The sequence below is a fragment of the Giesbergeria sp. genome, from assembly GCF_028686475.1.
In the GTDB taxonomy this organism is placed as follows: Bacteria; Pseudomonadota; Gammaproteobacteria; order Burkholderiales; family Burkholderiaceae_C; genus Simplicispira.
In genome coordinates this window covers 173925-194599 of record NZ_JAQUCA010000005.1, presented here as the reverse complement: position 1 = coordinate 194599, position 20675 = coordinate 173925, and the positions used below count along the sequence as shown (strand labels likewise).

General features: G+C 59.2%; 17 protein-coding genes. 14 read left to right on the top strand and 3 right to left on the bottom strand.

The features are described 5' to 3' along the window. Positions 1-7 precede the first annotated feature (7 nt). Positions 8-2266 (top strand): ribonuclease R, encoded by a 2259-nt coding sequence (rnr, locus tag PHX60_RS05410; RefSeq protein WP_300075594.1) that lies wholly within the window; start codon positions 8-10, stop codon positions 2264-2266. 18 nt (positions 2267-2284) lie between these two features. On the opposite strand, the gene PHX60_RS05405 is transcribed toward rnr, so the two are convergent. From PHX60_RS05405 to PHX60_RS05395, 3 genes are all read right to left on the bottom strand, one after another. Beyond that, on the bottom strand, positions 2285-3790 hold the full coding sequence (locus PHX60_RS05405; RefSeq protein WP_300075593.1) for an NAD(P)H-hydrate dehydratase: 1506 nt from the start codon (positions 3788-3790) through the stop codon (positions 2285-2287). Between the two features lie 11 nt (positions 3791-3801). Next, complete coding sequence (locus PHX60_RS05400) at positions 3802-6498, bottom strand: bifunctional acetate--CoA ligase family protein/GNAT family N-acetyltransferase (RefSeq protein ID WP_300075591.1); 2697 nt, start codon at positions 6496-6498, stop codon at positions 3802-3804. A 129-nt stretch (positions 6499-6627) separates the two neighbouring features. Then, complete coding sequence (locus PHX60_RS05395; protein ID WP_300075589.1) at positions 6628-7983, bottom strand: amidase; 1356 nt, start codon at positions 7981-7983, stop codon at positions 6628-6630. 171 nt (positions 7984-8154) lie between these two features. On the opposite strand from PHX60_RS05395, the gene rpsB reads away from it, so the two are divergent. The 13 genes from rpsB to lpxA all read left to right on the top strand — a co-directional run bounded on the left by rpsB (position 8155) and on the right by lpxA (position 20673). Next, positions 8155-8910 carry a 30S ribosomal protein S2 gene (rpsB, locus tag PHX60_RS05390; protein WP_300075587.1) on the top strand — a complete coding sequence of 252 codons (756 nt, stop codon included), beginning with the start codon at positions 8155-8157 and terminating at the stop codon, positions 8908-8910. A 118-nt stretch (positions 8911-9028) separates the two neighbouring features. Further along, positions 9029-9925 carry a translation elongation factor Ts gene (gene tsf / locus PHX60_RS05385; RefSeq protein WP_300075586.1) on the top strand — a complete coding sequence of 299 codons (897 nt, stop codon included), beginning with the start codon at positions 9029-9031 and terminating at the stop codon, positions 9923-9925. A 63-nt stretch (positions 9926-9988) separates the two neighbouring features. Then, on the top strand, positions 9989-10711 hold the full coding sequence (gene pyrH, locus PHX60_RS05380) for a UMP kinase (protein WP_300075584.1): 723 nt from the start codon (positions 9989-9991) through the stop codon (positions 10709-10711). Between the two features lie 33 nt (positions 10712-10744). Continuing rightward, positions 10745-11305, top strand: coding sequence for a ribosome recycling factor (gene frr, locus PHX60_RS05375; protein WP_300075582.1), 561 nt, complete (start codon positions 10745-10747; stop codon positions 11303-11305). Between the two features lie 21 nt (positions 11306-11326). Then, positions 11327-12064 carry a polyprenyl diphosphate synthase gene (gene uppS, locus PHX60_RS05370; RefSeq protein WP_300075580.1) on the top strand — a complete coding sequence of 246 codons (738 nt, stop codon included), beginning with the start codon at positions 11327-11329 and terminating at the stop codon, positions 12062-12064. Between the two features lie 9 nt (positions 12065-12073). Continuing rightward, the gene (locus PHX60_RS05365) at positions 12074-12922 is read left to right on the top strand and encodes a phosphatidate cytidylyltransferase (protein WP_300075579.1); all 849 of its coding nucleotides are present in this window, start codon (positions 12074-12076) and stop codon (positions 12920-12922) included. A 23-nt stretch (positions 12923-12945) separates the two neighbouring features. After that, a complete protein-coding gene (gene ispC, locus PHX60_RS05360) occupies positions 12946-14136 on the top strand; it encodes a 1-deoxy-D-xylulose-5-phosphate reductoisomerase (RefSeq protein ID WP_300075577.1) in 1191 nt (396 codons plus the stop codon). Between the two features lie 31 nt (positions 14137-14167). After that, positions 14168-15529 (top strand): RIP metalloprotease RseP, encoded by a 1362-nt coding sequence (gene rseP, locus PHX60_RS05355; protein WP_300075575.1) that lies wholly within the window; start codon positions 14168-14170, stop codon positions 15527-15529. Positions 15530-15582: 53 nt separating this feature from the next. Beyond that, a complete protein-coding gene (gene bamA, locus PHX60_RS05350; RefSeq protein ID WP_300075573.1) occupies positions 15583-17880 on the top strand; it encodes an outer membrane protein assembly factor BamA in 2298 nt (765 codons plus the stop codon). Next, complete coding sequence (locus tag PHX60_RS05345; RefSeq protein WP_300075572.1) at positions 17880-18398, top strand: OmpH family outer membrane protein; 519 nt, start codon at positions 17880-17882, stop codon at positions 18396-18398. The genes bamA and PHX60_RS05345 overlap by 1 nt, the downstream gene beginning before the upstream one ends. Positions 18399-18425: 27 nt before the next feature. Beyond that, positions 18426-19403, top strand: a complete 978-nt coding sequence (gene lpxD / locus PHX60_RS05340; RefSeq protein ID WP_300075571.1) for a UDP-3-O-(3-hydroxymyristoyl)glucosamine N-acyltransferase — start codon at positions 18426-18428, stop codon at positions 19401-19403. Positions 19404-19419: 16 nt separating this feature from the next. Next, complete coding sequence (fabZ, locus tag PHX60_RS05335) at positions 19420-19860, top strand: 3-hydroxyacyl-ACP dehydratase FabZ (protein WP_300075569.1); 441 nt, start codon at positions 19420-19422, stop codon at positions 19858-19860. Positions 19861-19881: 21 nt separating this feature from the next. Then, positions 19882-20673, top strand: coding sequence for an acyl-ACP--UDP-N-acetylglucosamine O-acyltransferase (gene lpxA / locus PHX60_RS05330; protein ID WP_300075567.1), 792 nt, complete (start codon positions 19882-19884; stop codon positions 20671-20673). Positions 20674-20675 lie beyond the last annotated feature (2 nt).

Sequence of the window (20675 nt, the reverse complement as noted above, 5' to 3'; positions counted from 1 at the left end):
CAAAAAAATGAAATTTAACAACCAAGCAGCACTACCCCCCGCCGACGAAATTGAAGGCAGCATCCAAGGCCACCGCGACGGACACGGTTTTTTGCTGCGCGACGATGGTCAGCAGCCCGATATTTTCCTGCCCCCCAACGAGATGCGCGCCGTGCTGCACCAAGACCGGGTGCGCGTGCGCGTGGTGCGCCAAGACCGCCGGGGCCGCCCTGAAGGCCGGGTGGTCGAAATCATCGAGCGCCCCGCACGCCCGCTGATTGGCCGCCTGTTGCAAGAAAGTGGGGTCTGGCTAGTCGCCCCCGAAGACAAACGCTATGGCCAAGATGTGCTCATCCCCGCCAACGCTTTGGGTCAAGCCCAACCCGGCCAAGTGGTGGTTGTAGAGCTGACCGAGCCGCCCGCGCTGTTTGGCCAGCCGGTGGGCCGTATTACCGAAGTCTTGGGTGAGGTGGATGACCCCGGCATGGAAATCGAGATTGCGGTGCGCAAATATGGCGTGCCGCATATTTTTTCCGAGGCTTGCTTGGCCCAAGCCGCTGCCCTGCCCGACAAGGTACGCGCCACCGACAAACGCCAGCGCATTGACCTGACCGACATCCCCTTAGTAACCATTGATGGCGAAGACGCGCGCGATTTTGACGATGCCGTGTATTGCGAACCGGCCAAAGTCGGGCGCAGCAAAGGCTGGCGCTTGCTGGTCGCCATTGCCGATGTGAGCCACTATGTGCAAACCGGCAGCGCGATTGATATAGATGCCTACGACCGGGCCACCAGCGTGTATTTTCCGCGCAAGGTGATTCCGATGCTGCCGGAAAAACTCTCCAACGGTCTATGCTCGCTCAACCCGGATGTTGAGCGCCTGTGCATGGTCTGCGACATGCTGGTTACTACCAAGGGCGAAGTCCATGCTTACCAGTTTTATCCGGCCGTCATGTTTAGCCATGCACGCTTCACCTATACCGAAGTGGCTGCTATTTTGGCCAACACCCGTGGCCCCGAGGCCGCCAAGCGCAGCGAACGGGTGCGCGATTTGCTCAACCTGCACGATGTCTATCAGGCGCTGCTGCAATCGCGCAAGGCACGTGGTGCGGTCGATTTTGAAACCGTGGAGACGCAAATTGTCTGCGATGACAATGGCCGCATCGAAAAAATCGTGCCGCGCACGCGCAACGAGGCCCACAAGCTGATTGAAGAGGCCATGCTGGCGGCCAACGTGTGCAGCGCTGACTTTATCGCCCAAGGCAAGCAGCACGGTCTGTACCGCGTACACGAAGGCCCCACCCCGGAAAAGCAAGACCTGCTACGCAGCTACCTCAAAGCGATGGCGGTGGGCATGACCATCAGCGAGAACCCGCAGCCGTCTGAGTTCCAAGCGATTGCTGAGGCCACCAAAGACCGCCCAGACGCGCAGCAAATCCACACCATGCTGCTACGCTCGATGCAGCAGGCCATTTACACCCCCATCAACAGCGGGCACTTTGGCTTGGCTTTTGAGGCTTATACCCACTTCACCAGCCCGATTCGGCGCTACCCTGATTTGCTGGTACACCGGGTGATTAAGGCCATTTTGGGCCACACCAAATACCAATTGCCCGCCCTGCCCACCCCCGGCGATGCCCATGCCAAACTGAGCAAACGGCTGGCCAAGCGCGTCGCGCCACCCTTGGCCCCCGGCGAAAAACCGCGCAAAAAAGAGACCGGCGCTGCTTTGGCCGAAACCCAATCTTGGGAGGCCGCTGGCCTGCATTGCAGCGCCAACGAGCGCCGCGCCGATGAGGCCAGCCGTGATGTGGAATCTTGGCTCAAATGCAAGTACATGCGCGAGCATTTGGGCGAAGAATACAGCGGCATCGTTAGTGCCGTGACCAGCTTTGGCATTTTTATTACCCTCGATGCGATGTATGTGGAGGGCTTAGTCCATATCACCGAACTGGGCGGCGAATACTTTAAGTTTGACGAAGCGCGGCAAGAACTGCGCGGCGAGCGCAGCGGTATTCGCTACGCCATTGGCACGCGCGTGCAAGTGCAGGTCAGCCGGGTTGATTTGGACGCACGGCGCATAGACTTCCTGCTGCTAGACGAAGACGATGGCCTGCCCGCACGTTCGGCTAAAGAGTGGGGTAAGGACAAGCCCAAGGCCACCACCCCGCCGCGCAACCCGAGCCGCCCCGCCGGACGTGCCGATGCCGACGCGCCCAGCGGTGCCAGAGCTAAAAAAGGCCAAGCCAGAGCGCGGCGCGGTAAAAGTAGCGGCAAGCGTACCTAAAGCCAAAAAGCCAAAAACTCACGCCAGCGGCAGCAATTGACAAGCCAAAGCATTGGCGGTGAAGGATTGCTGTGCTGGCCAGCGGTCGGCCACCTCGCCGTGGGTAAAAACGGCCTGGCAGGCGGCAGTGTGGGCATCTAGGCCGCTGGCCAAAGCTGCCCCCACCATCCCCGCCAAGACATCACCGGTGCCCGCGCTGGCCAAGCGTGCATTGCCGGTGGGGTTGATGTGGGGTAATTGCCCTGGTGCCGCTATCACGCTACCCGAGCCTTTGAGGACTACCACACAAGCAAAACGTTGCGCCAGTTGCTCGGCGGCCAACAGCCGTTGCGCTTGCACCTGTTGCGCCGTGGTGCCCAGTAGGCGTGCCGCTTCTAAGGGGTGGGGTGTCAGCACCGTAGGCCGGGGGTGGCGCGCTTGCAGTGCTTGTTGCAATGTGGCATCGGCGGCAATGGCGTTCAGGGCATCGGCATCCAGCACCAATTGGGCCGCTTGCGCCAGCACTTGGGGTAATACCGCCCGGATGGCTTCGCCACCACCACAACCACAGACCACGGTTAAATTTTTTAGTTGCAGGGCCTGAAAATGGCGCAGCATCAGTTCGGGTTGCAGCATGTCTATGCCGGGGCTGGCATGGTCACGCAAACACAGTAACACCCGCCCGGCACCACTGTGCAGGGCAGCACGGGCAGCTAACAAAGCAGCACCGCCCATGCCCATGCCGCGTTGGTGCAAGCCTTCGCCGCCCACCACGGCCACATCGCCATAACTGCCTTTGTGGCTGGCATGGGGGCGCACCCTGGATGCAGGGCGTGGATGGAGCCACGCAGTAGCGGGTTCAGCAGAGGCCGAACAGCCCAAATCATCGAACCAAACGCTGCCTGCCACATCCCGCCCCAGCGCCGTAAATAGGCCGGTCTTGAGGGTGAGCAGGCTCAGGGTATAGCGTGGGCTGGTGCTGCCAGAGGCTGGGGCCAAGCCCGGTGCAAACTGGCCGCTGTCGGCCAGCAGGCCACTGGGCACATCTACGGCCAGCACTGGGGCGGCACAAGTTTGCACTTGGGCCAAGGTGGCCCGTAGGGGGTGCGATGCTGGCAAAGCATGTCGTCCGCTGGCCGATAGGCCCAGCCCCAGCAGGGCATCAATGCACAGGTCTTGTGGCCCTAACTCTGCCGGGGGTTGCTCACTAAAGCCCACGCCAGCATTGCGCGCGCGCTGCCAAGAGCGGCGCGCGTCGTCTGGGAGGCCCTCGGGCTGGCCCAAGCAAGTGACCACCACCGGCAGACCTTGCTGGTGCAGGTGCATGGCCGCTTCTAAGCCATCGCCGCCATTGTTGCCGGGGCCACAGGCTATCCAAATGTGGCGCGCATGGGGGGCCAGCGCTCGGGCCAGCCGGGCTACGGCCAGCCCAGCGCGCTGCATCAGCGTGTGTGCGGGCAGCAGGGCTGCTGCTGCCACCTCTAAGCGCCGGGTGCTGGCGCTGTCGTGCAAAGCATGGGCCGCGCCCGGTGTGATGCAGTACATGGCAGCTTACTTTAGAGTTTGTGCGTGACCAGCTTAAAGTCTGGGTCTTCCTCGTAAGATTTGATGGCATAACCTAAGCTACGCATCAGCTTGAGCATGGGGGCGTTGTTGGCCAGCACCAAGCCTTCGATTTCGCTCAAGCCCTTTTCGCGCGCCACATCCATGATGCTGTGCATCAGGCGTGAACCCAAGCCCTTGCCATTGAAGCTATCGGACACCACCAAAGCAAACTCGCAGGTAGTGCGGTCGGGGTTGGTGACGTAGCGCGACACCCCCACCATGCGCTCGGTCTCGTGGATTTCGCCGTCTTCGGTGGCGGTGCGCTCCTTGTGAATGGCCACCAGCGCCATTTCGCGGTCGTAATCAATCAAGGTAAAGCGCGCCAGCATCGAGGGCGGCAACTCAGCCATCGACGAGACAAAACGGTAATAGCGGCTTTGCGGCGATAGGCTTTGCACCAAGGTTTGCAGCATCTGTGCATCACCGGGGTGAATCGGGCGAATGGTGTATTCGCCGCCACCGGGCAACGGCCAAACTTGCTCGTGCCGTGCCGGGTAGGGCAAGATGGCCAAATGGCTGTAATGCAGGTTGCCGCTGCTATTGGAATTGGATTGGGGGGCGTGGTCAATCGCGATGCGTGCATCCACTGCCACGGCCCCATGCTCATCGACAATAATGGGGTTGATGTCCATCTCGCGCAATTGGGGCAACTCGCAAGCCATCTCGGACACGCGCAGCAAAATTTGCTCTAGCGCCTCGATGTTGGCTGGGCCGGTGCCACGCCAAGCGCCCAGGGTTTCGGCCACGCGCGAGCGCTCAATCAGCCGGTGCGATAAAAACTGGTTCAGTGGGGGCAACTCCATTGCCTTGTCGTTGATAAGCTCAATCATGGTGCCACCAGCACCAAACGAAATCACTGGGCCAAACGGGTCATCGCATACCAAGCCAATGCAAATTTCGCGCCCCCGTTGCGCTTTGGCCATTTTTTGTACCGTCACGCCATTGATACGCGCCTGCGGTTGCACTTGGGCCACGCGCTGCACCATGTCGGTAAACGTATCGCGCGCGCTGGTGCCGTTCATGATATTGAGCGCTACGCCGCCCACGTCCGATTTGTGCGTGATGTCGGGCGAATCAATTTTGAGGGCCACCGGAAAGCCCAACTGCGTGGCAATCATCATTGCCTCGTGGGCACTGCGCGCCAAAATAGTTTTAGTGACTGGAATATGGAAGGCGGCCAAGAGGGTTTTGGATTCCATCTCGGTCAAAATTTTGCGCCGCTCGGCCAAGGCGCTTTCAATCACCAGCCGCGCGCCTTCAATATCGGGCTTGGCCAAGGTGGACAGCGGCGAAGGCGTTTGTTGCAGCAATTGCTGGTTTTGGTAGAACGAGGCAATATTGCCAAATGCGCCCACAGCGGCTTCTGGGGTGCGAAAGCTGGGGATGACGGCCTCTTTCAAGACACCGCGTCCGGGGCCGACCGAGGCATCGCCCATCCAGCAGGCTACCAAAGGCTTGGCCATGTGGGACTTTGCGCTGGCCAGTGCCTTGGCAATGGCTTCGGCATCGGCACCGGGGCGCGGCGAGAAAATGGCCAGCACACCGTCAATTTGACGCTCTTTATTCGCGGCCTCAATCGCGGCCAAATAATGCTCAGGGCGGGCGCATTCTGACAAATCAATCAAATCGGTCAGGGAGGCCCGCTGGGGCAAGTGCGGTTGTAACTCAGCGATGGACTCGGGCGAGAGCTTGCCCAACTCTAAGCCAATTTCATTTACCCAATCGGCGGCCAAGACACCGGGGCCACCACCATTGGCCACAATCGCCAAGCGTTTACCTACCGGGCGATAACGCGAGGCCAGGCATTTGGTGGCCGAGAACAACTCGACAAACGAGCGCACGCGCACCGCACCAGCGCGGCGCAGGGCGGCATCAAACACCTCATCACTGCCCACAATGGTGCCGCTGTGGGTTTGTGCGGCTGTATTGCCACTGGCTTTGCGCCCACCCTTGAGTACCACCACTGGCTTGGTATTGGCCGCCGAGCGCAGGGCGCTCATGAAACTGCGCGCGTTGCTGATGCCCTCCATATAGACGACGATGCTTTGCGTGAGGCGGTCGTTGGCTAAAAAATCCAACACTTGGGCAATGTCAATGCTGGTGTTTGGCCCGAGCGATACCACCGACGAAAAACCTACGCCATTGTTGTGCGCCCAGTCCAAAATAGACGAGGTCAGCGCCCCCGACTGACACACCAACGCCAGCGAGCCGGTATGGGCCAGTTTGCCCGCAGCGCTGGCATTGAGGTGCAAGGATGGACGTTGCAGCCCCAGACAATTGGGGCCGAGCAGGTAGATGCCTTCTCGTTCGGCCACTTGCTTGAGCTTGGCGGCCTCGTCTGCACTGATGCTGCTAGAGACCACCAAGGCCGAACGGCAATTCATGCGCCCGGCCATTTCCAGGGCATTGCTAATTTCTTCAGGCGGCAAGGCGATGATGGTCAAATCGGCTTTGGTTTGGGCCAGTTCGGCCAGCGTGCCGGTCGATTCAGTGGATAAAAACTGCAACGAGCCGCTGTAACGCTGGGCTTTCAGGCCTTCGCACAGCATTCGTGCCTGCGGAGTCTGGGTTTCTGGGGCATCTGTTTGGCCCGCAAAAACAACAATGGATTGTGGGGAAAAGAGCGGGGTAAGGTAGTGGTTGTCCATATTTTCTCACTCGAAGGGCCAGCAAAATGCCTTCCCGTGTGGGGCAGGCGCGTTAAAAATACCACCAAGGCGGCATGGCAGACACTGTAGCGATTCTGCGTGTCTGTGCGCGCAAATGAGCTGCTGGCACTATGATTTAGCTGCTGCCAGTGCTTCTTCCACGCGCAGGCCTACGTGCAGCACGGCATCATCGTGCTGGCCAGCGTGCCACAGCATCAGGCCCACGGGCCACTCGCCTTGCTGGTGGCAGGGCAAGGACAGCGCACAGCCATCGAGCAAATTCACCACGCTGGTATTGCGTAACAGCAGGGCATTCACGCGGAAAAACTCGGCATCGCCTGCTGCATCGGTGGCAGCGAGGGAGTCCAACGTGGGGGCCACAATCGGCACTGTGGGCGAGAGTAGCGCATCCACACCCGCCAATTGGCTTTGCATTTGCACAATCCAGCGCTGGCGTGCCTGCAAAATATCCAAATAATCGGCGGCCAACATGTGGGCACCGCGTTCAATGCGACTGCGTATGCGCGGGTCGTATTGCGCTCCACGCTGCTGTAACAGTTGGCGATGCCAAGCATAGCTTTCTGCCGCTGGCAGGCCGCCACCGGCTTGCAGCTGTACCACAGCGGCTGTTTCTGGCAGGCGAAGCTCGTCAATTTTGGCTCCGGCGCGGCGCAGGGTATGCAGGGTGCGCTCAAACACTGCGGCCACATGGCGGTCCAAGTCTTGCAAAAAAAGGGTTTCGGGCACGGCCAAACGCCAGCCCGACAGCGGCATCGGGTTGTGCCGCACGCGCCGCGCGGCCAAAACTTCATGCACCAGTACCGCATCGCGCACTGAGCGTGTGATGGCACCCACCGTATCGAGTGTGGGCGAGAGCGGCACCGCGCCCGCCGTGGGCACCAGCCGGGCAGTACTCTTAAAGCCGACAATGCCATTCAGGGCCGCAGGAATCCGCAACGAGCCACCGGTATCTGAGCCTAAGCCGACAAATGCCGCCCCAGCAGCCACCGACACCGCCGCCCCCGACGAGGAGCCACCCGGCACCCGTGCTGGGCCGGGCAAAGCGCCAAAACGGCCATCGTAAGCGGCGGGCGTGCCATAGTGTGGATTGGTGCCCACCCCAGAGAAAGCAAACTCCGCCATAGTGCTGCGCCCAATCAGTGTGGCACCCGCGCTGCGTAGCCGCGACACCACCGGGGCATCTTCCACTGCCGCAGGCGCATCGGCCAGAGCCACCGAACCAGCCAAAGTAGGCTGGCCCTCTATATCAAATAAATCTTTGATGGATACTGCCAACCCTGCCAGTGGCAGCCGCGTAACCTCGGGCCGTGCTGCCTGTTGGCGCGCTGGCTCAAACCAAGTGCGGGTAAAGGCATGGGCGCAGGCGGTAGATTGGGCGCTGTCAATGCAGCGCTCTAGCTCCATGCTGGCGCTGCTGAGGCCGCGCTGCACCAGTTGCCGTGTGGTGTCAAGGTCATTCATCATGTGGTGGATATGCTAGAATCTTAGGGTTTTGCCGACTGTCAGAGGCCGTATCCTTGGGTACTACAGTCTAGTGGCAAGACCAATCCCAAACCAGCCCATTCAAGGTGTTGTAGCCCATAAAGGGTGCAAATGTCGGGCTGGGTTTTAGACCCAACCTTTGGAAAAAATACCATGTCCGTTACCATGCGCGAAATGCTGGAAGCCGGTGTCCACTTTGGTCACCAAACCCGCTTCTGGAACCCCAAGATGGCCCCGTTCATCTTCGGCCACCGCAACAAGATTCACATTATCAACTTGGAAAAGTCTTTGCCCCTGTTGCAAGACGCAGCCAAGTTTGCCAAACAATTGTCGGCCAACGGCGGCACCATCCTGATGGTCGGTACCAAACGCCAAGCCCGTGACATTGTGGCAGTAGAAGCCGCCCGCGCTGGCGTGCCCTTCGTCAACCAACGTTGGTTGGGCGGTATGCTGACCAATTTCAAGACGGTCAAGACCTCCATCAAGCGCCTCAAAGACATGAAGGCCCAGCAAGAAACCGGTCTCGAAGCCATGAGCAAAAAAGAACAGCTCATGTTTGCCCGCGAGATTGAAAAGCTGGAAAAAGACATCGGCGGCATCCAAGACATGACGGCCCTGCCCGATGCCATCTTCGTCATTGATGTCGGTTTCCACAAAATCGCCATCGCCGAAGCCAAGAAGCTGGGCATTCCGCTAATTGGCGTGGTCGATACCAACCACTCGCCCGACGGCATCAGCCACATCATCCCCGGTAACGATGACTCGGCCAAGGCCGTAGAACTGTACGCCCGCGTGATTGCCGATGCCATCATCGAAGGCCGTGCCAACGCGGTAGAAGAAGTGGTGCAAGCCGTGGCCGCCCCCGAAGGCACTGACGAATTCGTTGAAGTGCAGGAAGCTGCTGCCTAAGAGCGCCAGCCTCGCTGCGTTGCTGCGCGATGTATCGCGGTAAAAAGCGGGGCTTATGTGGCCCCCTTTTTTTATCTTGAAACAATTGAACCGATAAAACGGAATACGGAGAACACAAATGGCTGCAATTACCGCAAGCATGGTCGCTGAACTGCGCGCTAAAACCGATGCCCCCATGATGGAGTGCAAAAAAGCCCTGACCGAAGCCGAAGGCGATATGGCCAAAGCCGAAGAGCTGTTGCGCGTCAAGCTGGGCACCAAGGCTGGCAAGGCCGCTTCGCGCATCACCGCCGAAGGCGTGGTGACCATGCACATTGATGGCGATGTGGGTGGCCTGATTGAAGTCAACAGCGAAACCGATTTCGTCAGCAAGAACGACAGCTTCATCGCTATGGCCAATGCCGCTGCCAAGCTGGTGGCCCTGCATAACCCCGCCGATGTCGCTGCTTTGGGCGCGCTGCCCTACGAGCAAGACAGCTTTGGCCCCACTTTGGAAGATGTACGCAAGGGCCTGATTGGTAAAATCGGCGAGAACATGTCGTTCCGCCGCTTCAAGCAGTTCTCGGGTAGCCATTTGGCCTCTTACCTGCATGGTACGCGCATTGGCGTGGTGGTCGAGTACGAAGGCAGCGCCACTGCCGCCAAGGATGTGGCCATGCACGTCGCCGCCATGAAACCCGTGGCCCTGACCAGCGCCGAAGTACCCGCCGAGCTGATTGAAAAAGAGCGCAGTGTCGCCACCGCCAAGGCCGCTGAATCGGGCAAGCCCGCCGACATCGTGGCCAAGATGGTCGAAGGCTCCATCACCAAGTACCTCAAAGAAGTCTCGCTGGCCGACCAAGTGTTCGTCAAGGCTGCCGATGGCAAGCAAACCGTGGGCCAAATGCTCAAGGCGGCCAACACCACCGTCAAGGGCTTTACCCTGTACGTGGTGGGCGAAGGCATCGAGAAAAAGGTGGACGACTTTGCCGCCGAAGTAGCTGCCCAAGTGGCTGCTGCCAAAGCCGCAGCCTAATCGCTTAGCACCTACCGCCACCCCTGTTTTTTTTCATCCCCTCATCTTTACGGAGAATTTCCCATGACCCTCGCCACACCGGCCTACAAGCGCATCTTGCTCAAGTTGTCGGGCGAGGCCCTGATGGGCGATGATGCCTTTGGCATCAACCGGGCCACCATTGAGCGCATGGTGGCCGAAGTGGCCGAAGTCACGGCGATGGGGGTAGAAGTGGCGGTGGTGATTGGTGGCGGCAACATTTTCCGTGGTGTCGCAGGTGGTTCGGCCGGTATGGACCGCGCTACCGCCGATTACATGGGCATGTTGGCCACGGTGATGAACGCCTTGGCCTTGGCCGATGCGATGGGCCGCCAAGGCTTGACGGCGCGTGTGATGTCGGCCATCTCGATTGAGCAGGTGGTCGAACCTTATGTGCGCCCCAAGGCGCTGCAATACCTCGAAGAAGGCAAGGTGGTGGTGTTTGCCGCCGGTACCGGCAACCCCTTCTTTACTACCGACACCGCCGCAGCGTTGCGCGGGGCCGAAATTGGTGCTGAACTGGTACTCAAGGCCACCAAGGTCGATGGCGTATATTCTGCCGACCCGCACAAAGACCCTAGCGCCACGCGCTACACCCAATTGAGCTTTGACGAGGCAATGGTGCGTAATTTGGGCATCATGGATGCCACTGCCTTTGCCCTGTGCCGTGACCAAAAACTGCCCGTAAAGGTGTTTTCCATCATCAAACCCGGTGCCCTCAAGCGCGTGGTGCTGGGTGAGGATGAAGGCACGCTGGTTCATGCGTAAAGCACCAACCAGCATTGCATCCCAGGAGAGAACATGACGATTGCCGATACCAAGAAAACCATGGAAACCAAAATGGATCAGTCCATTGTGGCTTTCAAGAACAACCTGCAAAAAATTCGCACCGGGCGGGCCAATCCGGCCTTGCTGGATGTGATTCATGTCGAATACTATGGCTCGATGGTTCCTTTAAGCCAAGTGGCCAACGTGTCGTTGCTCGATTCGCGCACCATCAGCGTGCAGCCTTGGGAAAAGAACCTGAGCGCCAAGATTGAAAAAGCCATCCGCGAGAGCGATTTGGGCCTGAACCCGGCCTCGATGGGCGATTTAATCCGCGTGCCCATGCCACCCATGAGCGAAGAGCGCCGCAAAGAAATGACCAAGCTGGCGCGCAACGAGGGCGAATCGGCCAAAGTGGCCATTCGCAACCTGCGCCGCGATGCCAACGAATCGGTCAAAAAGCTGGTCAAAGACAAGCTGGCCTCCGAAGACGAGCAAAAACGCTCTGAAACCGAAATCCAGAAACTCACTGACCGGCACATTGCCGAAATTGACGCGCTGGTCGCGGCCAAAGAACAAGAAATCATGGCGGTTTAAGGCCCGTCGCCGCGTTTTTCTGTGTCCACGTCTTTTTCTGCGCCGGTGCCTCGGCATATTGCCATCGTGATGGATGGCAATGGCCGTTGGGCGCAGCGCCGCTTTTTGCCCCGCTTGGCCGGTCACAAACAAGGTGTCACCGCCTTGCGCCGCTGCGTGCAAGCCTGCGCCCAGCGCGGGGTCGCGGTACTGACGGTGTTTGCTTTTTCTTCCGAAAACTGGGGCCGTCCAGCGGAAGAGGTCAGCGGCTTGCTCGATTTATTGGCAATGGCGATTGCACGTGAAGTGCCCCAGCTGTGCAAAGACGGCGTGTGTGTGCGCTTTATTGGCAACCGCGCCAGCTTGTCGGCCAAAGTGCGCCACGGGCTAGAGCAGGCCGAACAATCCACCGCGCACAACCAGCGCTTGGTACTCAATATCTGCTTCAACTACGGTGGCCGTTGGGATATTGCCCAAGCCGCTGCCAGTTTGGCCGCACGTGGCGAGCCGATTACCGAAGTCACTCTCAATGCGGCAATGGCCTTGTCGGCTGTGCCTGACCCCGATTTGCTGATTCGCACCGGCGGCGAGATGCGCCTGAGCAATTTTTTGCTCTGGCAGTCGGCTTACTCTGAACTGCTGTTCAGCGATAAACTCTGGCCCGATTTTGATGAAGCGGCGCTAGATGCCGCGATTGCCGATTACCGCACACGCGAGCGGCGCTTTGGCAAAACCTCCGAGCAAGTGTTGGCTGCGCCTAGCCCCTCTTTGCCCGCCTGAAAGGGCACCATGCTGCAACAGCGCGTTCTTACTGCTTTGGCCCTGCTGGCCGTTTTGTTGCCCGCCCTGCTCTACCCCTCGTTTGTGCCTTTTGCTTTGGTGGTATTGCTGCTGATGGCTGCTGCCGCTTGGGAGTGGGGGCGGCTCAATGGCTGTGCCATGTGGCCCTCCTTGGGTTTGGGCGCAAGTTGTGTACTGCTGTGCCTGCTTACTTGGTGGCTGGGTTGGTTGCAACAGCGTTTGCAACCGCTATGGCTGGGGGCTGGGCTGTTTTGGCTGCTGGGTGTAGTGCTGATGCTACGCGCAGGGGTGGCTGGCTGGCCGCGTATTCCGGCAGCAGTGCGTTTGCTGGCGGGCGTGCTGGCCCTGTGGTTGGCGTGGCTGGCGGCAGTGCAAGCGCGCATGGTCGGAATTAACTTTTTGCTGTCGGCGCTGGCCTTGGTTTGGGTGGCCGATATTGCCGCTTATGCAGCAGGGCGTACTTTTGGTTTGCGTTTTACGCGCCAAAAGTTGGCCCCGTCTATCAGTCCCGGTAAAACCTGGGAAGGCGTGGCCGGTGCGGTGCTGGGCGTGTTGCTGCTGGCGTGCGGCTGGGTGGCCGCAGATGCTGCTTGGCAAACCCCGGTAGTGAGCTTGTTCAGCCGTTTGGCCCAACCGGGCTGGTGGTGGCTCTTGCCTGCGGTATTGTTTATGGTGGCGATGAGTGTGGCCGGTGATTTGGTCGAGTCGCTCATCAAACGTGCTGCCGGGGCCAAAGACAGCAGCCGCCTCTTGCCCGGCCACGGTGGCGTGTTAGACCGCGTCGATGCCCTATTGCCTACGCTGCCTTTGGCGATGCTCTTTTCCTCTTGGCTCTAAGCAGCCAAAACCAAACAAAACCCATGAAACAACGGATTACGGTGCTGGGTTCTACCGGCTCTATCGGTGGCAACACCTTGGATGTGCTGGCGCGCCACCCGGAGCGCTTTGAAGTTTTTGCCCTGAGTGCTGCTACCCAAGTGGATATGCTGCTGGCGCAATGCGCGCAGTTTCGGCCCCGTTATGCCGTCATGGCCAGCGCGCCCCATGCCCAAGCACTGGCGGACAAACTCCAAGCCCAAGGCTTAAACACCCAAGTATTGACCGCCCCCGATGCACTAGAGACCATTGCCGCGCATCCCGAGGTCGATGCCGTGATGGCCGCGATTGTCGGCGCGGCGGGTTTAGCGCCTTGCTTGGCTGCTGCACGCGCCGGTAAGCGCCTGCTGCTGGCGAATAAAGAAGCGCTGGTGGTGGGGGGCGAGGTGTTTATGCGTGCGGTGCGCCAAGGTGGCGCTACCCTGCTGCCGATTGACAGCGAACATTCGGCCATTTTCCAATCCTTGCCCCAAGACCCGACCACTTGGGCGCAACGGGTAGAAAAAATCATTCTCACCGCTTCCGGTGGCCCGTTTCGCAGCCGCGCCGCTGCAACCCTGCGCGATGTCACGCCCGAGCAAGCCTGCGCGCATCCCAATTGGGTGATGGGGCGCAAAATCTCGGTTGATTCGGCCACCATGATGAACAAGGCGCTGGAGGTGATTGAAGCGCGCTACCTGTTCGGGCTGGCTCCGGCACAGTTGGAGGTGGTGATTCATCCGCAAAGCATTATCCACTCGATGGTGCAATACCGTGATACCTCGGTGGTGGCGCAGTTGGGCACGCCCGATATGCGCGTGCCGATTGCCTATGGCCTGTCGTGGCCTGAACGTATCACCTCTGGGGCCACGGCTTTGGATTTTCATGCCCTGTCGGCCATGACCTTCGAGGCGATTGACGACCACGGCCACCCCGAGCGCTTTCCCGGCCTGCGCTTGGCATGGCACGCCTTAGAAGCGCCCACCGGCACCACGGCCATCCTCAATGCGGCCAACGAAGTAGCCGTGGCGGCTTTTTTAGAGCGCCGTATTCGCTTTGACCAAATCCATGCCGTCAACCACGCCACCCTAGAGGCCATCGTGCCCGCTCAACCCGATAGCCTGCTAGATTTGTTAGCCTTAGACGCACAAGCGCGCGCTGCCGCCCAACAGCTGGCAGCGCGCATGGCTCCGTGAACCTATCCACATTTTGGGAGTCACAGCAACCATGCTGACAATTGTTGCTTTTGTGGTGGCGCTGGGTATCCTGATTGCCGTGCATGAATACGGGCACTATCGGGTAGCCGTGGCCTGTGGGGTCAAGGTGTTGCGTTTTTCGGTGGGCTTTGGCAAACCGTTGCTGCGCTGGCAATCGCCCCAATCAGGTACCGAGTTTGTGCTGGCGGCTTTTCCGCTGGGTGGCTACGTGCGAATGTTGGATGAACGCGAAGCCCCCGTACCGCCTGAACAGCGCCATTTGGCCTTCAACACCCAGCCCTTGCGCGCCCGTGCCGCGATTGTGGCCGCCGGGCCGCTGGCCAATTTGTTGCTGGCTATTTTGCTGTATGCGCTGGTCAATTGGACGGGCATCCAAGAACCTGTCGCCCGACTCGCCAGCCCGGTGCCCGGCTCCGTGGCCGCCCAAGCCGGTTTGCAAGGCGGCGAATGGGTGCGCGAGGCCGCCATCGGCAGCGAGGAGCCACGCCCAGTGCGCTCATTTGAAGATTTGCGCTGGCTGCTCACGCAAGCCGCTTTGGATGCCACCCCCGTCCGCTTAGAAGTGCAGACCGACGAAGGAGCGCGTTTGCGCTCGGTGCTTTTGCCTTTAGAACAATTAGATGTGCGCGAAGCCGATGCCCAATTGTTGCGCAAAGTCGGCATTGTTGCCCCTTGGACGCGCCCAGTGATTGGTGGCGTAAGCCCCGACGGCGCAGGTCAACGCGCTGGCCTGCGCGAGGGCGATGTGGTGTTGCGCGTGGGTGCCGTGCCAGTGGTCGATGGACAACAACTGCGCGAGTTGATTCGCCAATCGGTGCGTGCTGGCCAGCCAATCACGCAAACCTGGCAGCTAGAGCGGGCAGGTCAAAGCATCAGCCTAGAGCTTACGCCCGATTTGGTGCCAGAACCCAGCGGTGCCGTGGCGCGCATTGGTGCCTATGTGGGTGCGCCGCCCGAATTCATCACCGTAGAGTACGGTTTGGGCGAAAGCCTTTGGCATGGTGCCGTGCGTACCTGGGAGGTCTCGGTACTCAGCCTGCGGATGATGGGGCGCATGGTGATAGGCGAAGCCTCACTGAAAAACCTGAGCGGCCCCATCACCATTGCCGACTACGCTGGCCGCTCCGCCAGCATGGGCCTGACCCAATACCTGCTGTTTTTGGCGCTGATTAGCGTCAGTTTGGGCGTGCTCAATCTGCTACCCTTGCCGGTGTTGGATGGCGGGCACCTGATGTATTATCTCTGGGAAGGCGTAACCGGCAAAGGCGTGTCGGATGTCTGGATGGAGCGCTTGCAGCGCGGTGGTGTTGCCTTGCTGCTGCTCATGATGTCTATCGCCTTGTTCAACGATTTCACCCGGATTTTTGGCTAATTGGCTCCTCTTACGTACACCGCTGGCGCACCCTGCTGGCAGCGGCCTGATTCATGAAAACACATTTCCAGCGCTTTGGCATGGGTACAGCAGCGGCTGTTACTGCCATGATTTTTGCTGCCCAGGCAGCGTGGGCCTTAGAGCCCTTTCAGGTGCAAGACATCCGCATCGAGGGCTTGCAGCGCATTGAGCCGGGCACGGTGTTTGCCTCCATGCCCTTGCGCGTGGGCGAACAATACAACGACGACAAAGGCGCAGCGGCCATCCGTGCCCTGTTTGCGCTGGGCGTGTTCAAAGATGTGCGCCTAGAGGCCAATGGCAATGTGCTGGTGGTGGTGGTAGAAGAACGCCCCACCATCGCCGAAGTGGACTTTGCCGGCACGCGCGAGTTTGACAAAGAGGCCCTCAAAAAGAGTATGCGCGATGTGGGTTTGGCCGATGGCCGCCCCTACGACAAAGCCCTGTCGGACCGGGCTGAGCAAGAACTCAAGCGCCAATACATCAACAAGGGTTTTTATGCGGCTGAAGTGGTCACCACCGTGACCCCGGTAGAACGCAACCGCGTTAATTTGAGCTTTACCGTGACCGAGGGCGAAAGCGCGCGCATCAAAGATATTCGTATTGTCGGCAACCAAGCCTTCAGCGATGCCACCCTCAAAGACCTGTTCAACCAAGACACTGGCGGCTGGTTGAGCTGGTACACCAAATCCGACCGCTACGCGCGCTCTAAGCTCAACGCCGATTTGGAGGCTTTGCGCTCTTATTACCTGCAACGCGGTTATTTGGAGTTTCGGATTGATTCCACCCAAGTGGCTATCTCGCCCGACAAGCAAGACATTTCCATCACCGTCAACATCACCGAAGGCCCATCGTATGTGGTCTCGGGCGTAAAGTTAGAGGGCAACTACCTAGAGCGCGAGGACGAGTTCAAATCCTTGGTCACGATTCGCCCCGGCCAGCCCTACAACGCCGACCAAGTGGCCGAAACCACCAAAGCCTTTTCGGAGCATTTTGGCAATTTTGGTTTTGCCTTTGCCCGGGTCGAGGCGGCCCCCGAGACCGACCGCGAAAACCACCGCGTGGCGCTGGCCTTGCAGGCCGAGCCTTCGCGCCGCGCCTATGTGCGCCGCATCCAACTGGCAGGCAATGACCGCACGCGCGATGAAGTCATCCGGCGTGAATTTCGCCAGTTTGAAGCCTCTTGGTACGACGGCGAAAAAATCCGCCTCTCGCGCGACCGGGTGGACCGCTTGGGCTACTTTACCAGCGTGGACATTGAAACCCAAGAAGTGCCCGGCGCACCCGACCAAGTTGATTTGGTGATTACCGTGGCCGAAAAGCCTACCGGTTCTTTGCAACTGGGGGCCGGTTTTTCTAGTGCCGAAAAGGTATCGTTCTCGTTCTCTATCAAGCAAGAGAACGTCTTTGGCTCGGGCAACTACCTGGGCATTGACGTGAACACCAGCAAGTACAACCGCAATTTGGTGTTTAGTACCACCGACCCTTACTTTACCGCCGACGGTATCTCGCGCACGCTGGATTTGTACTACCGCACCAACAAACCCTACCAAGACCAAGGCGGCAACTACGAGTTGATTAGCACCGGGGCCAGTATGCGCTTTGGAGTACCGTTCAGCGAAACCGACACCGTGTTTTTTGGTGGCGGTGCTGAGCGCAACCACATCAAGGCCGGTACCAACATCCCAGCGGCCTACATGGCCTATGCCGACGAATTTGGCGATACCAGCACCTCCATCCCCCTGACCATTGGTTGGGCGCGTGATGGCCGCGACAGTGCGCTGGCCCCCAATTCGGGCCGCTACCAACGCCTCAATTCGGAGTGGTCGGTAGCTGGTGATGCACGCTATGTGCGCGCCAATTACCAATACCAAGAGTATGTGCCGCTCAATAAAAAATTCACCTTGGCCTTCAACGGCGAGTTGGGTTGGGGCAAGGGTATCGGTGGGCGGCCTTTCCCGGTGTTCAAAAATTTCTACTCGGGTGGTTTAGGCTCGGTGCGTGGCTTTGATCAAGGCACTTTGGGGCCACGCGATGTCACTGGCTCTTCTTTGGGTGGCCCGAAAAAAGTCACGCTCAACTTGGAGTTGATTACCCCCTTCCCCGGTGCAGGCAATGACCGCACTTTGCGTATGTTTACCTTTGTCGATGCGGGCAATGTTTTTGGTGACAAACAAGATGTACGCTGGAATGATATGCGGGCCTCCGTCGGTTTGGGCTTGAGCTGGATTTCCCCCTTAGGGCCGCTGCGTTTGGCCTTTGCCCAGCCGGTGCGTAAGTTTGCTGGCGATAGAATCCAAAAACTGCAATTCCAAATTGGAACATCTTTCTGATGAAAACACTTTCTCGCTCTTTGTCTCTGGCACTGGTGCTTGGTTCTTTGGCCGTAGCTGCCCCCGTGCAGGCGCAAGATTTCAAGGCTGGCTTTGTCAACACCGACCGCATTTTCCGCGAAGCGGGCACGGCTAAAGCTGCCCAAACGCGGCTAGAGCAAGAGTTCTCGCGCCGCGACAAAGAAATCATGGACCAAGGCACCGCCTTGAAAACGGCCACCGAAAAGTTTGAGCGCGAAGCGCCCACGATGGCCGAGAGCCAGCGCATTGCGCGCCAACGCCAACTGGTCGATCAAGACCGCGAATTGCAGCGCAAGCGCCGCGAATTCCAAGAAGACCTGAACGCGCGCAAAAACGAAGAACTGGCTGCCGTGCTAGAGCGCGCCAACAAGGTGGTCAAGCAGGTGGCCGAAACTGAAAAGTACGACATCATTCTCGATCAGGCGGTGTATATCAACCCCAAGCACGACATCACCGACAAAGTGATCAAGGCGCTGAATGCTGCCCCTGCCAAATAAGGTGCAGTTTGGGCTGCTGGGGCGCGTGTGAGCTTGTTGCTGGGTGATATTGTTGCGGCGTTGGGTGGCCTACTAGAGGGAGACCCCCAAACCCCCATCGAGCGCTTGGCCCCGCTGGAGGTGGCCGGGCCACAAGAACTGAGTTTCTTGAGTAACCCGCGCTACCGGCAGCAACTGGCCGCCTCTGGGGCGGCCTGCGTTATTGTGGCCCCAGCCCTGCGGGCGCTGGCGCTGGAGCGCGGGCCTTGTATCGTCACTGAAGACCCTTATGTCTACTTTGCCCGCACCACGCAACTGTGGAAGCAACGCCACAGCGCGCCGCTGCGCGCCGGTATCCATCCCAGTGCCATCGTCGATGCAAGCGCCCAAGTGCATCCTACGGCCCATATTGGCCCGCTGTGCGTGCTGGAGCGTGGCGCGGTGATTGGGGCCGGTACGGTGCTGAAATCGCGCGTCACGGTGGCCGAGGGCTGCCGTATTGGTGCGCGCTGCATTTTGCATCCGGGTGTGGTGATTGGTGCCGATGGCTTTGGCTTTGCGCCGCACAACGGCCAGTGGCTCAAAATCGAGCAATTGGGGGCCGTCTGTATTGGCGACGATGTTGAAATTGGAGCCAATACCTGCATTGATCGCGGTGCCTTGCAAGATACCGTGATTGAAGACGGTGTCAAACTAGACAACTTGGTGCAAATTGGCCACAACGTGCGCGTTGGCCAACATACGGCGATGGCTGGTTGTGTCGGCGTGGCTGGTAGCGCTACCATTGGGGCACATTGCACGATTGGTGGCGGCGCTATCGTGCTAGGGCATTTGAACTTAGCCGATGGGGTGCATATCTCAGCTGCTACCGTGGTTACCCACTCTATTCGCCGCCCCGGACATTACACCGGCATGTTTCCTATTGATGACAATGCACAATGGGAAAAGAACGCTGCCACCCTGAAACAACTACACCGGCTGCGTGAGCGTATCAAGGCGCTAGAGCGCAGTATCGACGCAGCCTGAACGGAACACACACATCATGATGGACATCCACGCAATTCTCAAGCAACTGCCCCACCGCTACCCTTTTTTGCTGGTGGATCGGGTGCTAGAACTCGAGCGCAACCAGCGCATCCGGGCCATCAAAAACGTCACCTTCAACGAGCCTTACTTTACCGGCCATTTTCCGGGCCGCCCGGTCATGCCCGGTGTGCTGATTTTGGAGGCACTGGCCCAAGCGGCGGGTTTGTTGGCCTTCGATGCGATGGGCCAAGTGCCCGATGAGAACAACATCTATTATTTTGTCGGCATTGACAGCGCACGTTTTAAGCGCCCAGTAGAGCCGGGCGACCAGCTTATCTTAGACATCACCATTGACCGGGTGCGCGGTGGCATTTGGAAGTTCAAGGGCGTAGGCCGCGTGGGTGAAGAGGTGGCCTGCGAAGCCGAACTGATGTGTACCATGCGTAATGTGGCCTAAACTGTAGCGGTGGGTTGGGCTGTGAGCAGCAACATTCATCCTACGGCGTTGGTCGATGCCGCCGCGCAGATTGATAGCAGCGTGTGCATTGGGCCTTACACAGTGATTGGCCCGCAAGTCTGCATTGGAGCTGGAACCACAGTGGGTGCCCATTGCGTGATTGAAGGGTACACCACGATTGGGCAGGACAACCGGATTTTTCAGTTTGCCTCGTTGGGGGCAGCGCCCCAAGACAAAAAATATGCGGGCGAGCCTACCCGCTTGCTGATTGGCGACCGCAACACTATTCGGGAGTTTTGCACCTTCAACACCGGCACGGTGCAAGACCAAGGCATCACGCGCATAGGCCACGATAACTGGATCATGGCCTATGTGCATATTGCCCACGACTGCATGGTGGGCAACCAAACCGTTTTAGCCAACAATGCCACGCTGGCTGGGCATGTGCAGGTGGGGGATTACGCCATTATCGGGGGCCTAACGGGCTTGCACCAGTTTACCAAGGTGGGCGCGCACGTCATGGCCGGATTTGCCAGCCATATCTCGCAAGATGTCCCCCCTTTCATGATGGTGGATGGCAATCCGCTGGCGGTGCGTGGTTTGAATGTGGAGGGCTTGCGTCGGCGCGGCTTTTCAGCGGCGCGCATTGCCGCCATTAAACAAATGCACCGCCTGTTGTACCGCCAAGGTTTAACACTAGAAGCGGCGCGCCAAGCAATTGCCGAGTTGCTCACCAGCCATCCTGATGCCGCCGATGATATTGCCTTGCTGCTGGACTTTTTAGCGGCTTCAACACGCGGTATTGCGCGTTAGGC